Source organism: Phenylobacterium sp. (assembly GCF_019636135.1).
Classification (GTDB): Bacteria; Pseudomonadota; Alphaproteobacteria; order Caulobacterales; family Caulobacteraceae; genus Phenylobacterium.
Map to the genome: position 1 here is coordinate 17,767 of NZ_JAHBYD010000002.1, position 20,000 is coordinate 37,766.

A 20,000-nucleotide genomic window follows, 5' to 3' on the forward strand; every position below is an offset into this window, starting at 1 on the left:
CTCATTCCGGAGAACGACGGTATCCAGATCGAAAACCCGGAGTCGGATTGGATCGACGCCGCGTTCGTCGCAGTCGAACTTGAGTCACTCCACCTGGGTCCCGGCGTTCGCCGGGATGAGCGGGGGTCAGCGACGACCCCGGGCCATCTCGACGCCCAGGTCGTGGATCTTCTTGCGCAGGGTATTGCGGTTGAGGCCGAGGATCTCGGCGGCGCGCACCTGGTTGCCGCGGGTGGCCGCGAGCGTGAGCTGGATCAGCGGCCGCTCCACCTCCTCCAGCACGCGGTCGTAGAGGCCGGCCGGCGGGATGCCGTCGGGCTGGTCGGCGAAATAGCTGGCGAGCTTCTGCTCCACCAGTTGCGCCAGGGTGGCGGGGCCGTCCTGGCCCTGGACCACGGGCTGCTGGTCGGCCAGCTCCTTCTCGATGATCCGCGCGGTGATCAGGTCCTCGCCGTAGAGGGCGCAGACGCGGCGGACGAGGTTCTCCAGCTCGCGCACGTTGCCGGGCCAGGCGTGGCGCTTCAGGCGCTCCAGCGCGCCCGCGTCGATGGTCTTGGCCGGCAGGCCCTCGCGGTTGGCGCGCAGCAGGAAGGCGCGGGCCAGGTCCGGGATGTCCTCGGCGCGGTCGCGCAGCGGCGGCAGGCGCAGCGGGGCGACGTTCAGGCGGAAGAACAGGTCCTCGCGGAACAGCCCCTGCTGGATCAGGGCGCGCAGGTCGCGGTTGGTGGCGGCGATGATGCGCACGTTGGGCCGGCGGCCGGTCTTCGGGTTCAGCGCCGGCTCGGAGCCGTCGATCACCCGCAGCAGGCGCGTCTGGGCGTCCAGCGGCATGTCGCCGATCTCGTCGAGGAACAGCGTGCCGCCGTCGGCCTCGAACAGCTTGCCGAAGTCGCCCTCCTCCTTGCCGAACAGCTCGCTCTCGACCCGTTCGCGCGGCGTGGCGGCCAGGTTGATCACCACGAACTTGCCGTCGCGGCGGCGGCCCATGTCGTGCAGGGCGCGGGCGACCAGCTCCTTGCCGGTGCCGCTCTCGCCGGTGATCAGCACCGTGAGGTCCGCGCCGACCAGGCGGGCGATCGTGCGGTAGACGTCCTGCATCGGCCCCGAGCGGCCGATCAGCGGCAGGCGGTCGTCGCGGACCGCGCGGGCCTGGGCCTTCGAGGCCTCGGCGTCCGCCGGCTTCGACAGCGCGCGCCGGGCGGCCGAGGTCATGTCGTCCAGGTCGAACGGCTTCGGCACATACTCGAACGCGCCCACCTCGGCGGCGTTGACCGCCGTGATGAGGTTGTTCTGCGCGCTCATCACGATGACCGGCAGCTTCGGCCGCTGCTTCCTGATGCGCGGCAGCACGTCGAACACGTTCTCGTCGGGCATGACGACGTCGGTGACCACGAGGTCGCCCTCGCCGTCCGTCACCCACTTCAGCAGCGTCGTGGCGTTGCCGGTCGCCCGCACCTGATAGCCCAGCCGCGTGAACGCCTGGCTGAGCACCAGCCGGATCGACGAGTCGTCGTCCGCGATCAGGATCTTCTTGGAGGCCGCGTTCATTCGGGAAGATCCTGATGGTTGTCGCCCGAGGCGACGGGGAGCAGCACGCGGAAGATCGTGCGCCCGGGCTCGGATTCGAAGTCGATGAGGCCGCCGTGGCCGGCGACCAGCTTGGCCACCAGCGCCAGGCCCAGGCCCGCGCCCGACGGCTTGGTGGTGACGAACGGCTGGAACAGGCTTTCGCGGATGTGCTCCGGGATGCCCGGGCCGTTGTCCTGGATGCGCACCTCGATGGGCGCGCCGCGCAGGGCCTGGCCGCGGGCCGAGCGCACGCGCACGCCATGGCGATAGGCGGTATGGATCGAGACCTCGCCGCGGCCGTCGCCGCGGGCGTGAGCGGCCTCCGACGCGTTCTTCACGAGATTCAGGAACACCTGGATCAACTGGTCCTCGTCGCCGAGCACGGGCGGCAGCGAGGGGTCGTAGAGCTCCTTCAGGCCCAGGCCGTCGGCGACGCCGTTGGCGGCGAGCGCCCGGACCCGATCCAGGATCTGGTGGATGTTGAGCGAATTGAGCGACGGCAGGGCGTCGTCGGAGAACGCCTCCATCCGGTCGACCAGCCGGCGCACGCGGTCGGTCTCGTCGACGATGAGCTGCGCCAGCGGCGCGTCCTCGGCCTTGGCGCCGGATTTCAGGAGCTGGGCGGCGCCGCGGATACCGGCGAGCGGGTTCTTGATCTCGTGCGCCAGCATGCGGCCCAGGCCCACCAGCGAGCGCAGGCCGGCGGCTTCGTGCGCGCCGCGCTCGGTGCCGAGCCCGGCCTTCACCGACAGCGTCAGCAGCACCGAGCCGTCGCCCAGAGGGGCCGCGGCGCCATCGGCCTCGAACGGCGGCAGGCCGAAGAGGCTGATCTGCACGCCGCGCTCGCGGACGCGGCCGTCCTCCTCGACGGCGCGGTTCAGCAGCGACACCAGCGCCGAGCCCGGCGGCAGCGCCGCGCGGAAGCGGCCCCGGGCCAGCAGGCCCAGCCCCTGGCCGAACAGCGCCTCGGCGGCCTCGTTCACGGCCACCAGCGCGCCGTCGGCGCTGACCACCAGGGCGGGGTCGGGCGAGAGTTCGAAGGCCTGCGCCCTCAGCGCGTCGAGGTCGACGCCTTTCGCCTGCAGTCGCGTGGTTCCGCTCATGCCGCCAGTCTCCGGTCGGGCGATGTCCAGAGAGCTTCGAGCCCCCGTTCGACCGATCGGGCGTCCTCCAGGCGGCACAGGGCCGCACGCGCCTCTCGCCGGGCCGCGGGGTCCGCGGGCCAGGGGGCGTTCTCGATGTAGGCGGCCAGGTGCTTGCGGAAGATCCGCAGGCCCAGGCGCTCGCCGTAGAACTCGATGCTCTCGCTCAGGTGGGCGATCGCGATGCCGAGCCGCGCCGCCGCGTCGGGCGCCTGGAACGGCCGCCCGTCCAGCTCGGCCTCGATCTCGGCGGCGATCCAGGGGCGGCCGTAGACGCCGCGGCCGACCATCACCGCATCGGCGCCGGACGCCTCCAGGGCCGCACGCGCCGAGGCGCCGTCGACGATGTCGCCGTTGGCGATCACCGGCACCGACACCGCCTGCTTCACCGCCCGGATGGCGCCCCAGTCGGCGGCGCCCTTGTAGAACTGGCAGCGGGTGCGGCCGTGGACCGTGACGGCGCTGACGCCGATCTCCTCGGCCCGGGCGGCCAGGTCGGGCGCGTTCAGCGCGCCGTGGTCCCAGCCCAGGCGCATCTTCACGGTCACGGGCACGGCGACCGCCTCGACGGCCGCGGCCATCAGCTCGGCCGCCAGCTCGGGCTCGCGCATCAGGGCCGAGCCGCCATGGCCGCCGGTCACCTCGCGGGCCGGACAGCCGAAGTTGAGGTCGACGATCTCGGCGCCCGCCACCTCGGCCAGGCGCGCGCCCTCGGCCATCGCCCCGGGATCGCGGCCCACGAGCTGGACGACCATCAGCGGCAGGCCCTCGCCCACCGCGGCGCGGCGCACGACATCCGGCCGGCCCTTCGCGAACTCGGCGCAGGCGACCATCTCCGTAGAGACGTAGGACGCGCCCAGGCGGCTCGCCGCCCGGCGGAACGGCAGGTCGGACACGCCGGTCATGGGGGCGATCCAGACCCGGCCGCTGACGCGAACCCCGCCGATGTCGAGCGCACTGCTCATTTCTTAATCAATCCCATCGCACTATTTCTAGGCACAATGCTGCAGCGCCGTAAAGCCCGGAAAGCTGGAACAAATCGCCCCGGTTCCCTAAACCTGCGCCATGAGTTTTTCCGCCGTCGTCGTCGCAGCCGGTGAAGGTCTCCGCGCGGGGCCCGGCGAACCCAAGGCGTGGCGCCTCCTGGGCGGCAAGCCCATCGTGCGCTGGTCGGTCGAGGGCCTGCTGGCCGCGGGCGCCCGGGACATCGTGGTCGTGGTGGCCCGCGATCGGTTGGCCGCCGCCGACGAGGCGCTGGCCGGGCTGGAGGGCTGGAAGGCCGTCACCGGCGGCAGGACGCGGGCCGAGTCCGTGCAGGCCGGCCTCGCCGCCATCGGCGCCAAGGCCGCCCAGCCGGTGCTGATCCACGACGCGGCGCGCCCGTTCGTCACCCGCGCCCATGTCGACCGGCTGCTCGCCGCCCTGGACCTCGCCGACGGCGCGATCCCCACCCTGCCCGTGCCCGACACGCTGAAGCGCGGCGAGGGCGTCGTGGACGAGACGGTCTCCCGCGACGGCCTCTGGCGGGCGCAGACGCCCCAGGCGTTCCGGTCGGACATGCTGAAGGCCGCCTACCGCGGCTGGCCCGCCGGCGAGGAGCCCACCGACGACGCCTCGGTGATGGAGCGCGCCGGCGGCCACGTCGCCATGGTCCCCGGCGATCCCATGCTGATGAAGCTCACCTGGCCGGAGGACTTCATGCTGGCCGAGCAGTTGAGCGCGGGCCGCCGGATCGTACGCATGGGCCAGGGGATTGACGCGCACCGGTTCGGCCCCGGCGACGGGGTGTGGCTGTGCGGCGTCCGCATCCCGCACGACCGGGGCCTGATCGGCCACTCCGACGCCGACTGCGGCCTGCACGCCCTGACCGACGCGGTCCTGGGCGCCATCGCGGACGGCGACATCGGCGAGCACTTCCCGCCGTCCGACCCGCAGTGGAAGGGCGCCTCGTCCGACCGCTTCCTGAGGCACGCGGTGAGCCGGGTTGCGGCCCGCGGCGGCCGGCTGCTGAACGCCGACGTCACCCTGATCTGCGAGCGGCCGAAGATCCGTCCGCACCGCGACGCCATGCGCGAGCGCATCGCCGAACTGCTGGGCCTGCCGGTCGACCGCGTCAGCGTGAAGGCGACCACGACCGAGGGCATGGGCTTCACCGGCCGCGAGGAAGGCCTGATGGCCCAGGCCGTGGTGGCCGTGGAGACGCCGCTGTAGGCGATAGGCTGGATCTCACCACCCGCTCATCCCCGCGCATGCGAGGATGAGCGGTATTGAGGACGGACCCTGGCGGCTGGCGATCCGGAGGAAGGGTCAGCGTCGGCGCGAACCTTCGGGCGCGGAGGGGGCGTCAGCGCCGCATGGATTCAACCACGAACCACACGAACGACACGAACGGGTCGTGGGTGTGCTCAGGGGCGGGCTCATGCTGGATTCGTTCGTGTGGTTCGCGTGGTTCGTGGTTCGAAAACAGGGCGCCTGCGGCGTGCCGGGCGGTTCTCGATAGCGCTCATCGCGGGGGAAGGAAGTCCGGGTCCCCGCATGCGCGGGGATGAGCGGCGTTACGGCAACCACGCGTAGCGGCCCTTCAGGTTGCCGTAGAGGGCGCCGGCGAGGTTCGTGTAGTCGTCGGTCCAGGGCCGGGCCCTGAACGGGTTGGCCTCGGTCCACTTGCCGCTGGCCCGGAAGGCCGCCAGCGCCTGCGGATTGCGCGCCACGATCACCGCATCCTCCGACGACTCCCACGTGCCCTCGGGGTCCTTCTCGGGCGCGCGGTACTGCTGGACCAGCGCATGGCCGCCGGCCGCGCGGGCGACCGCCTGGGCCGGGTTCATCAGGTCGAGGTTGCGGTTGGACAGGTGCAGGATCAGCACGCCGTCGGGCTTCAGCTTGGCGAGGTAGCCCTTGACGGCCTCGACGGTCAGCAGGTGCGCCGGCACCGCGTCGGACGAGAAGGCGTCGATCAGCAGGATGTCGAAGCTGTTCGCAGGCTGTTGGGCGACCGTGAGCCGGGCGTCGCCGATCACGTACTCGATCAGGCTTTTCGCGCAGAGGGTCGTGTAGGTGAAGTTGGCGGCGTCGTTCGAGACCCGCACCACCAGCGGGTCGATCTCGAAGAAGGTCAGGTCGTCGCCGGGGCGGACGTAGGCCGCCACCGAGCCCGTGCCCAGGCCCACCGCCCCGATCCGCAGCCCGGGCGAGGCCGCCTGCCTGGCCGTGAACACCTGACCGATGGGCGTGTTCGGCGTGTAGTAGACCATCGGCCGGCACATGTAGCGCGGGTCCTGCGACTGGGCGCCGTGCAGCGTGGTGCCGTGGGCCAGCATCTTCACTTCGCCGATCGAGGGGACCCAGGTCTGCGAGAGCTTCAGGACCCCGAAGAAGCTGCGCCAGCTCTGCCGCGTGTCGGTGCGGTCGGCGGCGGTCTCGGCGGCGTAGGACAGGATCGCCACGATCGCGAACATGAAGAGCGCGTGGCGGCGCACCATGAAGGCGGCGATCACCGCCAGCGCCAGCAGCGCCTTCATCCCCATGTCGAACAGTTCGGCCGGGTCGAAGTGGCCGATGAGGGCGTCGGTCGTCAGGTGGTTGGTCGCGAAGGTGACGGCGACGGGCGTCAGGATCGCCGCGACGACGCCCACGACGAACATCGTCCAGGTCCAGATCGGGATCCTCTGCAGGTCGCCCCAGGGCCGCGCCAGGCACGAGAGCGCCAGCACGATCGGATACTCCCAGACGTCGTTGAAGATCACCGGCGCCACGAAGGCGTTGAACGCCCCGCCCACCACGCCGCCCAGCGACAGGCAGAGGTAGAACTCGGTGAGGTGCGCCGGATCCGGCCTGCGCGCCACGAGGCGCTGGTGGCACATCAGCGCCGTCAGGAAGAACGCGATCAGGTGGAGGAACAGCAGGATCGCGAAGAAGGTCGACCGGAACGGCAGCACCGCCACGCAAGCCGCCAGCGCCGCGCCTTGCAGCGTGAGCGTCAGCGCCGGCGAGATCGCGGGCTTCTCCTGGAAGGCGATGATGAAGGTGGTGAGGTAGAGCGCCAGCGGCAGCACCCAGAGGAACGGGGCCGAGGCGACGTCGGTCGTGATGTAGGTGGTGACGCCCAGCATCAGGCTGGACGGGATGGCGGCCAGGGCGACCCAGGCGGCGCGCTCGCGCCAGGTGGGCGCCGGCGTCGTCGCCCTCACCTCCTCCACGGCCGTCGCCCGGGCGCGGGAGACCGCGATCGCCAGCGTCCCGATGATCAGGATGAAGAGGCCGTAGCCCGCGCTCCAGCCCAGCCGCTGGCCCACGAGCGGGAACGCCGGCTCCACGACGAGCGGATAGGCGAGCAGCGCGATCAGGCTGCCCAGGTTCGAGGCGGCATAGAGGACGTAGGGCTCCTTGCCCTCCGCCGCGCCGAGGGTGCGCGCGTGCCAGGCCTGCACCAGGGGCGCCGTCGCCGAGAGGATCGCGAACGGCGCCCCGATGGAGAGCGTCAGCACCGCCAGCAGCCACAGGTTCGGATGGTCCGACGACGGCGGCCCGGCCAGCGCATTGACCCTGAGCGGCAGCGCGACGGCCGCGATCACCAGCATGGTCACGTGGACGATGGCCTGGCCGCGCACGGACGGGATGCGCTGGAGCAGGTGGGCGTAGAAGTAGCCGGCGAGGAGGGCGAGCTGGAAGAACGCCTGCGAGGTGTTCCAGACCGAGGGGCTCCCGCCCAGCAGCGGCAGCACCAGCTTGGCCACCATCGGCTGCACCAGGAACACCAGCGCCGCGCTGGAGAAGACCGTCAGCGCGAAGAGCGCCGCCGGCGCCTGCCGGGACCCCGTCGAGGGAGAGGGCGACACGGCGCTGGGCGTGGTCATGGGTCTCGAATCGCCTTGAACGGAACGGCCGGTCGATGCTCTGTGCTGGGGGCCGCGCGGTAAAGGGACGAAGAGACCGATGTTCAACCTGGAGATCGTGACCCTCGCGCGCCTGCTCATCGAGGATTGCCGCGAACGGTCTCTGCGGATCGTGACGGCCGAAAGCTGCACCGGCGGCCTGGTGGCCGGCGCGATCTGCTCGGTCGCGGGCTCGTCCGACGTGTTCGAACGCGGCTTCGTGACCTACTCCAACCGCGCCAAGCAGGAGCTCCTGGGCGTGCCGGGCGACCTGATCGCCGACCTGGGCGCGGTGTCCGAGCCGGTGGCGCGGATGATGGCGGAGGGCGCGCTCGAGGCGTCGAACGCCCACCTCGCGGTGGCGATCACGGGCGTCGCCGGCCCCGGCGGCGGCACGCGGCTGAAGCCGGTGGGCACGGTCCACATCGCGACGGCGCGCACCAACCAGCGGCTCATGCACGAGGAGCACTTCTTCGAGGAGGAGACCCGCGAGGGCGTGCAGCTCGCCGCCGTCCAGGCCGCGCTGCAGATGATGCGAGACCGGCTCGTTTGAGCGAGCCCGCCGCAGAATCCGAGCTCCTGCGCGCGCTCCGGCGTCGCGACATCATCGGGCTCCTGCTGAACGTGATGCTGGGCGCCGGCATGCTGACCGCGCCGGCCAAGGTCTATGGCGCGGTCGACGGATGGGGCCTGCTGGTGCTGGCCGCCAGCGCCGCGGCGATGCTGCCGCTCTTCCTGTGCTTCGCCGAGCTCGGCAGCCGGTTCTCGGGCACGGGCGGGCCCTACCTCTACGCCCGCGCCGCGCTGCCGCCCTGGCTGGCGTTCTCCAGCGGCTGGATGCTGTGGGTGGCGCAGGCGCTGGGCGCGGCGACGCTCTCGAACCTGTTCGTAACCTACCTCGCGGGTTTCGCGCCGGCGCTCGGCGAAGGATGGCCGCGGCTCGCGGCCCTGGCCGCCCTGGGCGTGATCACGACCTCGATCACCCTGATCGGCATCCGCCAGTCCGCCGCCGCCAGCAACCTGCTGATCGCCACCAAGCTGGTGTTCATCGCGGGCTTCATCGCCGCGGTGCTGCCGTTCGTCGAGCTCGATCGGCTGACGCCGACGCAGGCCCTGCCGCCGCCGGTCACCTTCGCCGAGGCGATGCTGATCTTCATCTTCGGCTTCTCGGGTTTCGAGCGCGGCGCGATGGTGGCGGGCGAGGCGAAGGACCCGCGCCGCGACGTGCCGGTCGCGCTCCTCTTCAGCCTCGGCCTGGTGACGCTCGTGTTCGGCCTCGCCTTCACCGCCTGCGTCGGCGTCCTCGACGCCCCGGCCGCCAACGACCGTCCCTTCGCCGAGGCCGGCCGCGCGCTCTACGGCTCTGCGGGCGCCGTCGCCGTCTCGCTCGGCGCGATGGCCGTCACCTTCGGCACCCTGCTGGTCATCGTCGTCTCGATGCCGCGCAACCTGCTGGCCCTGGCCGAGCACGGCGAACTTCCGGCCGTCTTCGCCCGCATCCACCCGCGCTGGCGCACGCCGCAGGTGGCGATCCTCACCTCCAGCATCGTGGGCTTCGCCGCCGCCATGGCCAGCGACCTCCTGGGCGCGCTCACCATGTCCACGGCCGCGCGGCTGATCTCCTACGTGCTGTGCTGCCTCGCCCTGGTCCGCCTGGCGAACCGCGCCGACGCCCCCGCGCCGGCCTTCCGCCTGCCCTTCGTGGCGCCGGTCGCGGCCTTCACGGCGCTGATCTTCGTCGGCGTCATGCTGCTGGGCGCGACCAAGGAACTGCCCGCGCTGGCGGGCGTCCTCGTCGTCGGCCTCGTGATCCTCATGGCGTCGCGCCGTACAGCGCCCTCGCCCGGTCCTCGAAGCAGCCCATGAGCCGTTCGACGGCGTGATGGAAGTTGACGGCCAGCAGGCCCTCCAGCAGCTTCGCCTTGAACTGGAAGTCGATGTCGAACTCGATCCGGGTCCCCGCCTCGTCCGGGTGGAAGCGCCAGCGGTTCGTCAGCTTGCGGAACGGCCCCGAGAGCAGGTTCACATCGATCTGCCGTGCGTTGGCGTCGCGATGCACCCGCGTGGCGAATCGCTCCTTCAGGAACGAGAAGCCCACGCCCGCCTCGGCGTCGACCTGGTCCACGCCCTCGCCCGCCTGGCGCCGGTTCCAGGTGCGCATGGCGGTGATCCACGGCACGAACTCGGGATAGCGCTCGACGTCGCCCACCAGCGCGAAGAGCTGGTCGGGCGTGTAGGGCAGCACGCGCGAGACGTGGTGGTGCAACGGACCTAAGCCGCCGCTTCCCTGGCCCGCCGCGCGGCCTGCAGGCGCGCGAAGTCCTCGTCGGCGTGGTGCGACGAGCGGGTCAGCGGGCTCGCCGACACCACCAGGAAGCCCTTGGCCCTGGCGATCTCCTCGTAGGCCCTGAATTCGTCGGGGTGGACGAACCGGTCGATCGGCGCGTGGCGGCGGGTGGGCTGGAGGTACTGGCCGATGGTGATGAAGTCGACGCCGGCCGAGCGCATGTCGTCCATCACCTGCATCACCTCCTCCTTCGCCTCGCCCAGCCCGACCATGATGCCGGACTTGGTGAACTGCCCGGGGTCGCGCTCCTTCACCCGCTCCAGCAGGCGCAGCGAGTTGTAGTAGCGGGCGCCGGGCCGGATCGGCAGGTAGAGCCGGGGCACGGTTTCGAGGTTGTGGTTGAAGACGTCGGGCCGGGCGTCGATCACCGCGTGGACGGCCTCGACGGGCTTCCTCAGGAAGTCCGGCGTCAGGATCTCCACCGTCGTGCCCGGCGAGGCCGCGCGGATGGCGCGCACCACGGCGGCGAAGTGCGCCGCGCCGCCGTCGGCCAGGTCGTCGCGGTCGACCGAGGTGATGACCACATGCTTCAGGCCCATCTTCGCCACCGCGTCGGCGACGCGCGCGGGCTCGGTGGGATCGAGGGCGTTGGGCTTGCCCGTCGCCACGTTGCAGAAGGCGCAGGCCCGCGTGCAGATCTCGCCCATGATCATCATGGTGGCGTGGCTCTTGGACCAGCACTCGCCGATGTTCGGGCAGGCCGCCTCCTCGCAGACGGTGACGAGCCCGTTCCCCTTCACGATGTCGCGGGTGGCGTTGTAGCCGGGCGAGCCCGGCGCGCGCACCCGCAGCCACTCGGGCTTGCGCAGGATCGGCGTCTCGGGACGATTCTGCTTCTCGGGGTGCCGCGGACGCGCGGCCCTCCCGGATACGGTGTCGATGACCACGGCCATGGCCCCTAGATCGTCCGTCCGGGCCGCGGGATCAAGCTCGGGCCCGGCTGGCCGGCAGATCACGGCCTGTAACCGAGCTTTTCAGGCGGAACCGGCGTCTATAGGCTCGCCCGCAACGATAATGACGGGGAGCGATCGCCCTTGAGCGCGTTCGACAGCGCCGCGGCGCAGTCCACCATCTTCGACGCCCTGGTTGCGTCGGCGCGGAAGTACGGCGCGAAGAAGCCGATCCTGGAGGACCAGGAGCGCACGCCCCTCACCTACCTCGACCTGATCCGCGCCGCCTTCGCCCTGGGCCGCAAGATCGCCGGCTTCACGGCAAAGGGCGAGCGCGTGGGCGTGATGCTGCCGTCCAGCTCGGGCGGCGTGGTGACCTTCTTCGCCCTGCACGCCTTCGGCCGCGTGCCGACGATGCTGAATTTCACCTCGGGCATCCGCAACCTGAAGGCCGCCTGCGAGCTGGCGGGCGTCAGGACCGTGCTCACGTCCCACCGCTTCGTCGAGCAGGGCAAGCTGCACGACCTGATCGACGCGCTCGAGACGATGACGAAGGTGGTCTACCTCGAGGACGTGCGGAAGACCGTGGGGTTGCCGGACCGCCTGTTCGCCGCGGCGGCCGGCGCGCTGCCCAAACAGTTCCGCGTGCCCACACGGCCTGGCGACCCCGGCGTGATCCTCTTCACCTCGGGCAGTTTCGGCACGCCCAAGGGCGTCGTGCTGAGCCAGGCGAACCTGGTCGCCAACGCCAGGCAGATCGCCGCGCACATCCGGCTGGACCCCGACTGGGTGTTCTTCAACCCGTTGCCGATCTTCCACTGCTTCGGCCTGACCGGCGGCGCCCTGCTGCCGATCCTCGAGGGCATGAAGGCGTTCCAGTACCCCTCGCCGCTGCACATCAAGCAGATCCCGCCGCTGGTGAAGGACACCGGCGCGGCCGTGCTGTTCGCCACCGACACCTTCCTCAACCAGTACGCCCGCTCGGCCGAGCGCGACGAGCTGGCGGGCCTGACCTTCGTGGTCTGCGGCGCGGAGAAGGTGCGCGACGAGACGCACAACCTGATCGCCGAGAAGTTCGGGCCGATCCCGATCCTGGAGGGCTACGGCGCCACCGAGGCCTCGCCCGTGATCGCGGTGAACCTGCCGCAGGACAATCGCCGGGGCACGGTCGGCAAGCTGCTGCCCGGCGTCGAGACGCGCCTGGAGCCCGTCGAGGGCATCCCGGGGGGCGGCCGGCTGCTGGTGCGCGGGCCCAACGTCATGGCCGGCTACCTCAACGCGCAGGGCGGGATCGACGCGCCCTCGGGCGGTTGGCACGACACCGGCGATGTCGTGGCGATGAGCGACGACGACTGGATCAGGATCCTGGGCCGCGTGAAGCGCTTCGCCAAGATCGGCGGCGAGATGGTCTCGCTCACCGCCGCCGAGGACCTCGCGACGGCGGTCTGGCCCGACAGCCGACACGCCGTGATCGCCCTGCCCGATCCGAAGAAGGGCGAGCGCCTGATCCTGGTGACGGACCGTCGCGACGCCGAGCCCGGCCCCCTGGTCGCCCATGCCCAGCAGATCGGGGCGCCCGAGCTGGCGGTGCCGCGCAAGATCATCAAGGTGCCCGAGATCCCCGTGCTCGGGACCGGCAAGACCGACTATCCCGCCATCCAACGCATCGTCGACGCCGAACTTCAGCGCGTCGCCTAGGAGAGGAGACCAAGAGATGCCGCAACTGGCCGCCTGGGCGCCGCGCATTCTCAGCGTCCTGCGCATCATCGCCGCCCTTCTCTTCATGGAGCACGGGCTGATGAAGCTGTTCGCCTTCCCCGGGGCGCAGCCGGGCGTTCCCGACCCGCTGCCGGCGATCCTGCTCGCGGCGGCGTGGATCGAGGTGGTCGGCGGCGGGCTGATCGCACTCGGCCTCTTCACCCGCGCGGCCGCGTTCCTCTGTTCGGGCCAGATGGCGGTCGCCTACTTCATGGCCCACGGCAGCAAGGGCTTCTGGCCCGGCCTGAACGGCGGCGACGCGGCCATCCTCTTCTGCTTCGTCTTCCTCTACCTCGTCTTCGCCGGGCCTGGCCCCTGGAGCCTGGACGCAGTGGCGAGGAAGCGGACGTAGACCGCAATCCCTCCCTTAGGGCCGGGTCATCGCATATGGCTTGTGGGCGGCTCGTCCGCCCGATTCATGAACCGCAGAGATCGCGGAGATGCGCAGAGAAGCTCGCGGATCCACCGGAATCCTCCGCGTATCTCGGCGATCTCTGCGGTTTGACTGACGGCCTTTCGGCCGCCCGCATCCTTATGCGATGGCCCTGCCCTCAGGGGTGCAACTTCAGATGTGCAGCGCCTTGCCGTAGGCGTCCAGGGCGGACTCGTGCATCGCCTCGCTCATGGTCGGGTGCGGGAAGACGGTGGCCTGGAGTTCGGCCTCGGTGGCCTCCAGCGTCATGGCGATGGCGAAGCCCTGCACCATCTCGGTCACCTCGTGGCCGATCATGTGGGCGCCGATCAGGGCGCCGGTCCTGCCGTCGAACACGGTCTTGATGAAGCCGTCCGTCTCGCCCGCCGCGATCGCCTTGCCGTTCACCCGGAACGGGAAGCGGCCGACCTTCGGGTCCAGCCCCTGCTCCTTCGCCTGCGCCTCGGTCAGGCCCACCGAGGCCACCTGGGGCGTCGTGTAGGTGCAGCCGGGGATCGGCGAGGTCAGGTTCGTGGGCTTCAGGCCGGCGATGTGCTCGACGCAGTGGACGCCCTCGTGGCTGGCCTTGTGCGCGAGCCAGGGCGGCCCCGCCACGTCGCCGATGGCGTAGAGGCCCGGCACGCCCGTGCCGCCGTGGCTGTCGGTGACGATGTGCGTGCGGTCGATCTTCACGCCCAGGGCCTCCAGGCCCATGTCCTCGACGTTGCCGACGATGCCCACGGCCACGATGCAGACGTCGGCTTCCAGGGTCTCGGCCTTGCCCGCGGCCTCGATCTCCAGCGCCACGCCCTTCGCGGTCTTGGACAGCTTCTTCACGCTGGCCGGCACGCGGAACCTGATGCCGCGCTTCTCGAAACTCTTGTGGGCGGCCTTGGAGACCTCCTCGTCCTCGACGGGCAGGATGCGCGGCATCATCTCGACGACGGTCACCTCCGAGCCCAGGGCCCGGTAGAAGCTCGCGAACTCCATGCCGATGGCGCCCGAGCCGATCACCACCAGGGTCTTCGGCGCCGCCTTCGGAACCAGCGCCTCGCGGTACGTCCAGATGCGCTCGCCGTCCGGCTCCAGGCCGATGGCGGGGATCGTGCGGGCGCGCGCGCCGGTGGCCACGATCACGTGCTTGGCGGTGAGCTTGCGGTCGCCCACCACGACGGTCGGCGCCGGCGAGCCCTTCTCCAGCTTCGCGAAGCCCTCGACCACCTCGATCTTGTGCTTCTTCATCAGGAAGGCGACGCCCGAGTTTAACTGGGCCGCCACCTTGCGAGAGCGTTTGACGACCGCGTCGAAGTCGAAGGCCTTCTTCTCGACCGCCAGGCCGTAGTCCTTCAGGTGGTCGAGCTGTTCGTAGACCTCGCCCGACTTCAGGAGCGCCTTGGTCGGGATGCAGCCCCAGTTCAGGCAGATGCCGCCCAGCTCGGAGCGCTCCACGATGGCGGTCCTGAGGCCGAGCTGGCTGGCGCGGATGGCGGTCACATAGCCGCCCGGGCCCGAGCCGATCACGATGACGTCGAAGGCGTCGGCCATCAGAGGAGCCTCTCGATCGCGCCTTCCAGCGCCTTGGGTTCAACGGTGGGCGCGAAGCGGCCGGCGACCTTGCCGGAGCGGTCCACGAGGAACTTGGTGAAGTTCCACTTGACGCCCTCGGCGCCGAGGACGCCCCTCTTCTCTTTCTTCAGCCACGCATAGAGCGGGTGCGCCCCCGGGCCGTTCACGTCGATCTTCCGCATCATCGGGAAATCCACGTCGTAGGTCAGCGAGCAGAAGGCCTTGATCTCGTCGGCGTCGCCCGGCTCCTGCGCCCCGAACTGGTTGCAGGGGAAGCCCAGCACCACGAGGCCCCTGTCGCGGAACTTGCGATAGAGCGCCTCCAGGCCGGCGTACTGCCTGGTGAAGCCGCACTGGCTGGCGGTGTTCACGATCAGGATCACCTTGTCGCGATAGTCGCCGAGCGGCGCGGGGGCGCCGTCGATGGTCTCGGCCGTGAAGTCGTAGATGCTCGCCATGCCCCGACTCCCCTAGACGATCATCCGCAGCGGCTCTTCCAGCATCTCCTTGAACGCGGCCAGGAAGCGGGCGCCGACCGCGCCGTCGACCACGCGGTGGTCGCAGGTCAGCGTGACGCTCATCACGTTGGCGATGACGATCTGGTCGCCCTTCACCACGGGCCGCTTCTCGCCGGCGCCCACCGACAGGATGCAGCCCTGCGGCTCGTTGAGGATCGAGGCGAAGGTCCTGATGCCGAACATGCCGAGGTTCGAGACGCTGAAGGTGCCGCCCTGGAATTCCTCGGGCTTCAGCTTCTTGTCGCGGGCGCGGGCCGCCAGGTCCTTGGCCTCGGTGGCGATCTGCGCCAGGCCCTTGGTCTCGGCCTTGCGGATGATCGGGGTGATCAGGCCGCCGGGGATGGCGACCGCCATGGCGATGTCGGCGTGATGGTGCATCGCGATGCCTTCCGGCGAGTACGACGCATTGGCCTCGGGGACCTTCATCAGGGCCACGGCGCAGGCCTTCATGACGATGTCGTTGACGCTGACCTTCACGCCCGTCTTCTCGAGCAGGCCGTTGATCTTCGCGCGCGCCGCCAAGAGCTCGTCGATCTCGATGTCGATGGTCAGCGGGAAGTGCGGCACGTCGCGGAAGCTGTCGGTCATCCGCCGCGCCACGGTCTTGCGCATGCCGTCCAGCGGGATCAGGTCGTAGCTGCCGGGCGCGATGCCCATCTGCTCCAGCGACTTGTGCTCGCGCGGCGCGGCGGCGGCCGCAGGCGCGGAAGCAGGCGCTGCGGCGGCGGCCTTGGCCTGCGGCGAAGCCGGCTGGGCCTTGTCGACGTCGGCCTTGATGATGCGGCCATGCGGGCCGGACCCCGTCACCGCGCCGAGGTCGATCCCCTTCTGCTCGGCCAGCCTTCGCGCCAGCGGCGAGGCGAAGATGCGCGAACCTCCCCCGCTGGCGCGGGGGAGGTTCCTGATGCCTCGGCCTTCGGAGCCTCCGCCTTCGGCGCGGGCGCAGGCTCGCCCTCCCCGCCCAGGCGTGCGATCGGCGTGTTCACCTTCACGCCCTCGGTCCCCTCGGCGACCAGGATGTCCTCGACCACGCCCTCGTCGACCGCCTCCACCTCCATCGTGGCCTTGTCGGTCTCGATCTCGGCGATCACGTCGCCCGACCGGATCGTGTCGCCCTTCTTCACGTGCCACTTGGCGAGCGTCCCCTCCTCCATGGTGGGCGACAGGGCGGGCATCAGGACGTCGATGGGCATGTCGTCTCCGGGCTCTCAGCTCGGTTGCAGTTGCATCAGGTCGACCGGCGACCATCGGGCCTTGCGCCGGGCCGCCCGCGCCTGCGGCGTCTCGTCGTCGAAGACCCAGGGTTCGGGCGTCCGGCCCTCAAAGCCGGGCAGGTCGACGCCGGTGATGTTCACGATGGCGTAGCGAGCGCCCTCGATCTCGACCGCGGCGCCCACGCAGCATCCGCATTCGGCGCAGAACATGTAGTCCGACTGCCGGTGGCCGAAGCGGTAGTTGTGCAGCCGACCCCCGATGAAGGTCACGTCCGCCTGAGGATGGCTGGTCCAGACCGCCCCGTGGCGACGGCAGAAGCCGCACTGACAGGCTCGAAGCGGCAGGTCTGCAGCCTCGATTCCCTCGATCGCGACGCGCACCGCGCCGCAGTGGCATTGCCCGTGCAGCCGCTTCATGCGTGCTCCTTCGACAGGTGCGAGAGCGTGTGGGCGTTGGCTTCCCAGTTCTTGCCGTCGAACGCCTCGATCACGACCTCCAGGTCGTCAGCGTCGTCCAGGCAGCGCGCGTTGACGCTCCAGCCGTCCGGGTTGGACCGCGGACGGTAGAAGGCCTTCACGCCGCACTCCGAGCAGAACAGGTGCTTCGCCACGCGCGTGTTGAACGTGTACTCGCTGAGCCGCTCCGCGCCCCGGGTCAGCCGGAACCGGCTCTCGGGCACGATCACATGCACGAACCCCGTCTTGGCGCACATCGAGCAGTTGCAGCTCTGCGCCTCGACCACGTCCGGCACGGCCACCTCGAAGCGGACGCCGCCGCAGTGGCATCCGCCCGCCCGCCAGGTGAACGGGCTCTGGCTCATGACCTCGCCTCCCCCGCGCAGCGGCGGGAGGGGGACCGACCGCCGCTTCGCGGGGGAGGCGAGAAAGGCGCAGATGGGTGGGACGAGGTCACTTGTAGCTCACCGCCTTGGCCGCCGCGACGATCCGCTCGACCGAGGGCATGGAGAGCAGTTCCAGGTTCGCCGCATAGGGCAGCGGCACGTCCTCCTGGTGGACCCGCACCGGCGGCGCGTCCAGGTAGTCGAAGGCGAGCTCGGTGACCTTGGCGGCGATCTCGGCGCCGACGCCCATCGGGCCCCAGCCTTCCTCGACGGTAACCAGCCGGTTGGTCTTCCTCACGCTCTCGACGATGGTCTCGACGTCCATCGGCCGGATGGTGCGCAGGTCGACCACCTCGGCCTCGATGCCGTCCTTGGCCAGCTCCTCGGCCGCCTGCAGGCAGAAGCCCACCATCCGCGAATAGGCCACCAGCGTGACGCCGGTTCCCTCGCGACGGACCTTGGCCTTGCCGATCGGCACGACCCAGTCGATCCCTTCCGGCACGTCGAACTCCTGGCCGTAGAGCATCTCGTGCTCCAGGAAGACCACAGGGTTCGGGTCGCGGATGGCGGCCTTGAGCAGGCCCTTGGCGTCGGCGCTGTCGTAAGGCGCCAGCACCTTCAGCCCCGGTACGTGGCCGTACCAGGCGCCGTAGTCCTGGCTGTGCTGGGCGCCGACGCGCGCGGCCGCGCCGTTCGGGCCGCGGAAGACGATCGACGTCCTGATCTGGCCGCCCGACATGTACAGCGTCTTCGCGGCCGAATTGATGATGTGGTCGATGGCCTGCATGGCGAAGTTGAACGTCATGAACTCGACGATCGGCTTCAGCCCGGCCATGCCTGCGCCCACGCCGATGCCGGCGAAGCCGTGCTCGGTGATCGGGGTGTCGACGACGCGCTTCGGGCCGAACTCGTCCAGCAGCCCGCGGCTCACCTTGTAGGCGCCCTGGTACTGCGCGACCTCCTCGCCCATCAGGAACACGTCGGGGTCGCGGCGCATCTCCTCGGCCATGGCGTCGCGCAGGGCGTCGCGGACGGTCACCTTCACCAGGTTCACGCCCTCGGGCAGCTCCGGGTCCTTCAGCGCGGACACGGGCGCCGGCGCGGCCGGCGCGGACGTGCGGGCCGGGTCGCCCTTGGCCTCCGCGCGGCTGGCGGGCTGCGGGTCCGGGTGGGCCGGAACGGCCGGGACCGGCTCCGTGGGCGCGTCGGCCGGCTTGGTCGCCGCCCCGTCGCCCTCCAGCCGCGCGATGACCGTGTTGACCTTCACCTCTTCCGTGCCTTCGGGCACCACGAGTTCGGCGACGACGCCCTCGTCGACGGCCTCGACTTCCATCGTGGCCTTGTCGGTCTCGATCTCGGCGATCACGTCGCCCGAGCGGATGGCGTCGCCCACCTTCACGTGCCACTTGGCGAGCGTGCCCTCTTCCATCGTGGGCGAGAGCGCCGGCATCAGGATGTCGGTCACGGCTCAGGCCCCCGTCGCGATATAGACATCGGTGTAGAGCTCGGCGGGCTCCGGCTCGGGGCTGGTGCGGGCGAATTCCGCGGCGTCGGCGACGATCTTCTTCACCTCGGCGTCGATGGCCTTCAGCGCCGCCTCGTCGGCCCAGCCGTTCTTCTCCAGCAGTTCCTCGACGTGGTCGATCGGGTCGCGGGTCTTGCGCACCTCGTCGACCTCCTCCCGGGTGCGGTACTTCGCCGGGTCGCTCATCGAGTGGCCGCGGTAGCGGTAGGTCTTGAGCTCCAGGATGTAGGGCCCCTTGCCCGCGCGGCAGTGCTCGCAGGCCCGCTCGGCGGCGGCCTTCACGGCCAGCACGTCCATCCCGTCCACTTCCTCGCCCGGGATGTTGAACGAGATGCCGCGCCTGAAGAGCTTGGTCTCGGAGGACGAGCGGTCGATGGCGGTGCCCATCGCGTACTCGTTGTTCTCGATGCAGTAGACGACCGGCAGCTTCCAGACCTGGGCCATGTTGAAGCTCTCGTAGACCTGGCCCTGGTTCGCCGCGCCGTCGCCGTAGTAGGCGAAGCAGACCTTGCCGTCGCCGCGGTAGGCGTTGGCGAAGGCCAGGCCCGTGCCCAGCGACACCTGCGCGCCCACGATCCCGTGGCCGCCGTAGAAGGCCGCCTCGGTCGAGAACATGTGCATCGACCCGCCCTTGCCCTTGGACGAGCCGCCGGAGCGCCCGGTCAGCTCGGCCATGACCTCCCTGGGGTCCATGCCGCAGACCAGCATGTGGCCGTGGTCGCGATAGCCGGTGATCATCTGGTCGCCGGGCTTCTTGGCGGCCTCGCAGCCGACGGCGATCGCCTCCTGGCCGATGTAGAGGTGGCAGAAGCCCCCGATCAGGCCCATGCCGTACAACTGGCCCGCCCGCTCCTCGAAGCGGCGGATGAGCAGCATCTGGCGATAATATTTGAGAAGCTCGTCCTTGCCGGCCGCGGGCTTCTCAGCCCCGCCCGGCTTCCGTCGACCGGCCGCAGCCGTCGCCTGACGCGCCATGCATCACCCCGTGATCGTTCGATGTCGAAAGATCGTCCTGCGACGATCCGTCACTTCATCCTGATCACATAGTCCCTTGGGTCCGCGAAGCCTAGCAGGGACCGCGCTCTTTCCTCCAGGAGGTCGGCCGACAGGCTCTCGTCGCGCAGAAGCTGGGCGCGGACCTCGAGATCGTGCCGCTGGGCGGCGAGGAGCCGCAGTTCCTGGGTCTTGGCGATCAGCGTCGCGTCGCGCTTGTCGGACTGCAGCAGCCCGGCGTCGCCCGTGAACGCGTGGAATCCGAAGTAGAAGATCAGCAGCGCCAGGAAGGCGGTCGAAAGGTACGGGCGCAGACTTGCGAGCACGGCGATTCCCAACGGGCGTTTGGC

At 70.5% G+C, this 20,000-nt stretch carries 18 protein-coding genes and 1 pseudogene; 5 read left to right on the forward strand and 14 right to left on the reverse strand.

All coding sequences use genetic code 11. The features are described 5' to 3' along the window. Nucleotides 1–126 precede the first annotated feature (126 nt). Genes ntrC through dusB form a run of 3 tightly spaced genes read right to left on the reverse strand, consistent with a single transcriptional unit; the run spans nt 127 to nt 3,676 of the window. Nucleotides 127–1,548: a nitrogen regulation protein NR(I) gene (ntrC, locus tag KF737_RS01380; RefSeq protein WP_296449570.1), complete on the reverse strand. Its 1,422-nt coding sequence runs from the start codon at nt 1,546–1,548 to the stop codon at nt 127–129. Further along, nucleotides 1,545–2,672: an ATP-binding protein gene (locus KF737_RS01385; RefSeq protein ID WP_296449573.1), complete on the reverse strand. Its 1,128-nt coding sequence runs from the start codon at nt 2,670–2,672 to the stop codon at nt 1,545–1,547. Before KF737_RS01385 ends, ntrC begins: the two co-directional genes overlap by 4 nt. Further along, nucleotides 2,669–3,676 (reverse strand): tRNA dihydrouridine synthase DusB, encoded by a 1,008-nt coding sequence (gene dusB, locus KF737_RS01390; protein WP_296449576.1) that lies wholly within the window; start codon nt 3,674–3,676, stop codon nt 2,669–2,671. Before dusB ends, KF737_RS01385 begins: the two co-directional genes overlap by 4 nt. A 100-nt stretch (nt 3,677–3,776) precedes the next feature. Here dusB and KF737_RS01395 point away from each other — a divergent pair, with 100 nt between their 5' ends. Further along, nucleotides 3,777–4,922, forward strand: a complete 1,146-nt coding sequence (locus KF737_RS01395) for a bifunctional 2-C-methyl-D-erythritol 4-phosphate cytidylyltransferase/2-C-methyl-D-erythritol 2,4-cyclodiphosphate synthase (RefSeq protein ID WP_296449578.1) — start codon at nt 3,777–3,779, stop codon at nt 4,920–4,922. Between the two features lie 344 nt (nt 4,923–5,266). Here the strand turns inward: KF737_RS01395 and KF737_RS01400 are convergent, their stop codons facing one another. Then, nucleotides 5,267–7,567 carry a fused MFS/spermidine synthase gene (locus KF737_RS01400; RefSeq protein ID WP_296449581.1) on the reverse strand — a complete coding sequence of 767 codons (2,301 nt, stop codon included), beginning with the start codon at nt 7,565–7,567 and terminating at the stop codon, nt 5,267–5,269. A 79-nt stretch (nt 7,568–7,646) separates the two neighbouring features. Here KF737_RS01400 and KF737_RS01405 point away from each other — a divergent pair, with 79 nt between their 5' ends. After that, nucleotides 7,647–8,138 carry a CinA family protein gene (locus KF737_RS01405; RefSeq protein ID WP_296449584.1) on the forward strand — a complete coding sequence of 164 codons (492 nt, stop codon included), beginning with the start codon at nt 7,647–7,649 and terminating at the stop codon, nt 8,136–8,138. Then, a complete protein-coding gene (locus tag KF737_RS01410) occupies nt 8,135–9,451 on the forward strand; it encodes an APC family permease (RefSeq protein WP_296449586.1) in 1,317 nt (438 codons plus the stop codon). The genes KF737_RS01405 and KF737_RS01410 overlap by 4 nt, the downstream gene beginning before the upstream one ends. Here KF737_RS01410 and KF737_RS01415 read toward each other — a convergent pair. Both KF737_RS01415 and lipA read right to left on the reverse strand, forming a co-directional pair. Continuing rightward, nucleotides 9,399–9,851: a type II toxin-antitoxin system RatA family toxin gene (locus KF737_RS01415; RefSeq protein WP_296449588.1), complete on the reverse strand. Its 453-nt coding sequence runs from the start codon at nt 9,849–9,851 to the stop codon at nt 9,399–9,401. The genes KF737_RS01410 and KF737_RS01415 overlap by 53 nt on opposite strands. Before the next feature lie 5 nt (nt 9,852–9,856). Next, entirely contained in the window at nt 9,857–10,825 is a 969-nt protein-coding gene (gene lipA / locus KF737_RS01420; RefSeq protein WP_296449591.1) for a lipoyl synthase, read from the reverse strand. A 141-nt stretch (nt 10,826–10,966) separates the two neighbouring features. Here lipA and KF737_RS01425 point away from each other — a divergent pair, with 141 nt between their 5' ends. Further along, nucleotides 10,967–12,520 carry an AMP-binding protein gene (locus KF737_RS01425; protein WP_296449594.1) on the forward strand — a complete coding sequence of 518 codons (1,554 nt, stop codon included), beginning with the start codon at nt 10,967–10,969 and terminating at the stop codon, nt 12,518–12,520. A gap of 16 nt (nt 12,521–12,536) precedes the next feature. Next, nucleotides 12,537–12,932, forward strand: a complete 396-nt coding sequence (locus tag KF737_RS01430) for a DoxX family protein (RefSeq protein WP_296449596.1) — start codon at nt 12,537–12,539, stop codon at nt 12,930–12,932. Between the two features lie 213 nt (nt 12,933–13,145). Here the strand turns inward: KF737_RS01430 and lpdA are convergent, their stop codons facing one another. The 8 genes and pseudogenes from lpdA to KF737_RS01470 form a co-directional block, all read right to left on the reverse strand. Beyond that, nucleotides 13,146–14,537, reverse strand: coding sequence for a dihydrolipoyl dehydrogenase (gene lpdA / locus KF737_RS01435; protein WP_296449599.1), 1,392 nt, complete (start codon nt 14,535–14,537; stop codon nt 13,146–13,148). After that, entirely contained in the window at nt 14,537–15,016 is a 480-nt protein-coding gene (locus KF737_RS01440) for a glutathione peroxidase (RefSeq protein ID WP_296449602.1), read from the reverse strand. The genes lpdA and KF737_RS01440 overlap by 1 nt, the downstream gene beginning before the upstream one ends. A 12-nt stretch (nt 15,017–15,028) precedes the next feature. Next, nucleotides 15,029–16,269: pseudogene (locus KF737_RS01445) on the reverse strand (2-oxo acid dehydrogenase subunit E2). A 15-nt stretch (nt 16,270–16,284) separates the two neighbouring features. Then, the gene (locus tag KF737_RS01450) at nt 16,285–16,707 is read right to left on the reverse strand and encodes a GFA family protein (protein ID WP_296449605.1); all 423 of its coding nucleotides are present in this window, start codon (nt 16,705–16,707) and stop codon (nt 16,285–16,287) included. Next, complete coding sequence (locus tag KF737_RS01455) at nt 16,704–17,111, reverse strand: GFA family protein (protein WP_296449608.1); 408 nt, start codon at nt 17,109–17,111, stop codon at nt 16,704–16,706. The genes KF737_RS01450 and KF737_RS01455 overlap by 4 nt, the downstream gene beginning before the upstream one ends. Nucleotides 17,112–17,199: 88 nt before the next feature. After that, a complete protein-coding gene (locus tag KF737_RS01460) occupies nt 17,200–18,597 on the reverse strand; it encodes a pyruvate dehydrogenase complex E1 component subunit beta (protein WP_296449611.1) in 1,398 nt (465 codons plus the stop codon). A 3-nt stretch (nt 18,598–18,600) separates the two neighbouring features. After that, nucleotides 18,601–19,632, reverse strand: a complete 1,032-nt coding sequence (pdhA, locus tag KF737_RS01465; protein WP_296449614.1) for a pyruvate dehydrogenase (acetyl-transferring) E1 component subunit alpha — start codon at nt 19,630–19,632, stop codon at nt 18,601–18,603. 50 nt (nt 19,633–19,682) lie between these two features. Then, nucleotides 19,683–19,976, reverse strand: a complete 294-nt coding sequence (locus KF737_RS01470; RefSeq protein WP_296449617.1) for a septum formation initiator family protein — start codon at nt 19,974–19,976, stop codon at nt 19,683–19,685. Between the last annotated feature and the right edge of the window lie 24 nt (nt 19,977–20,000).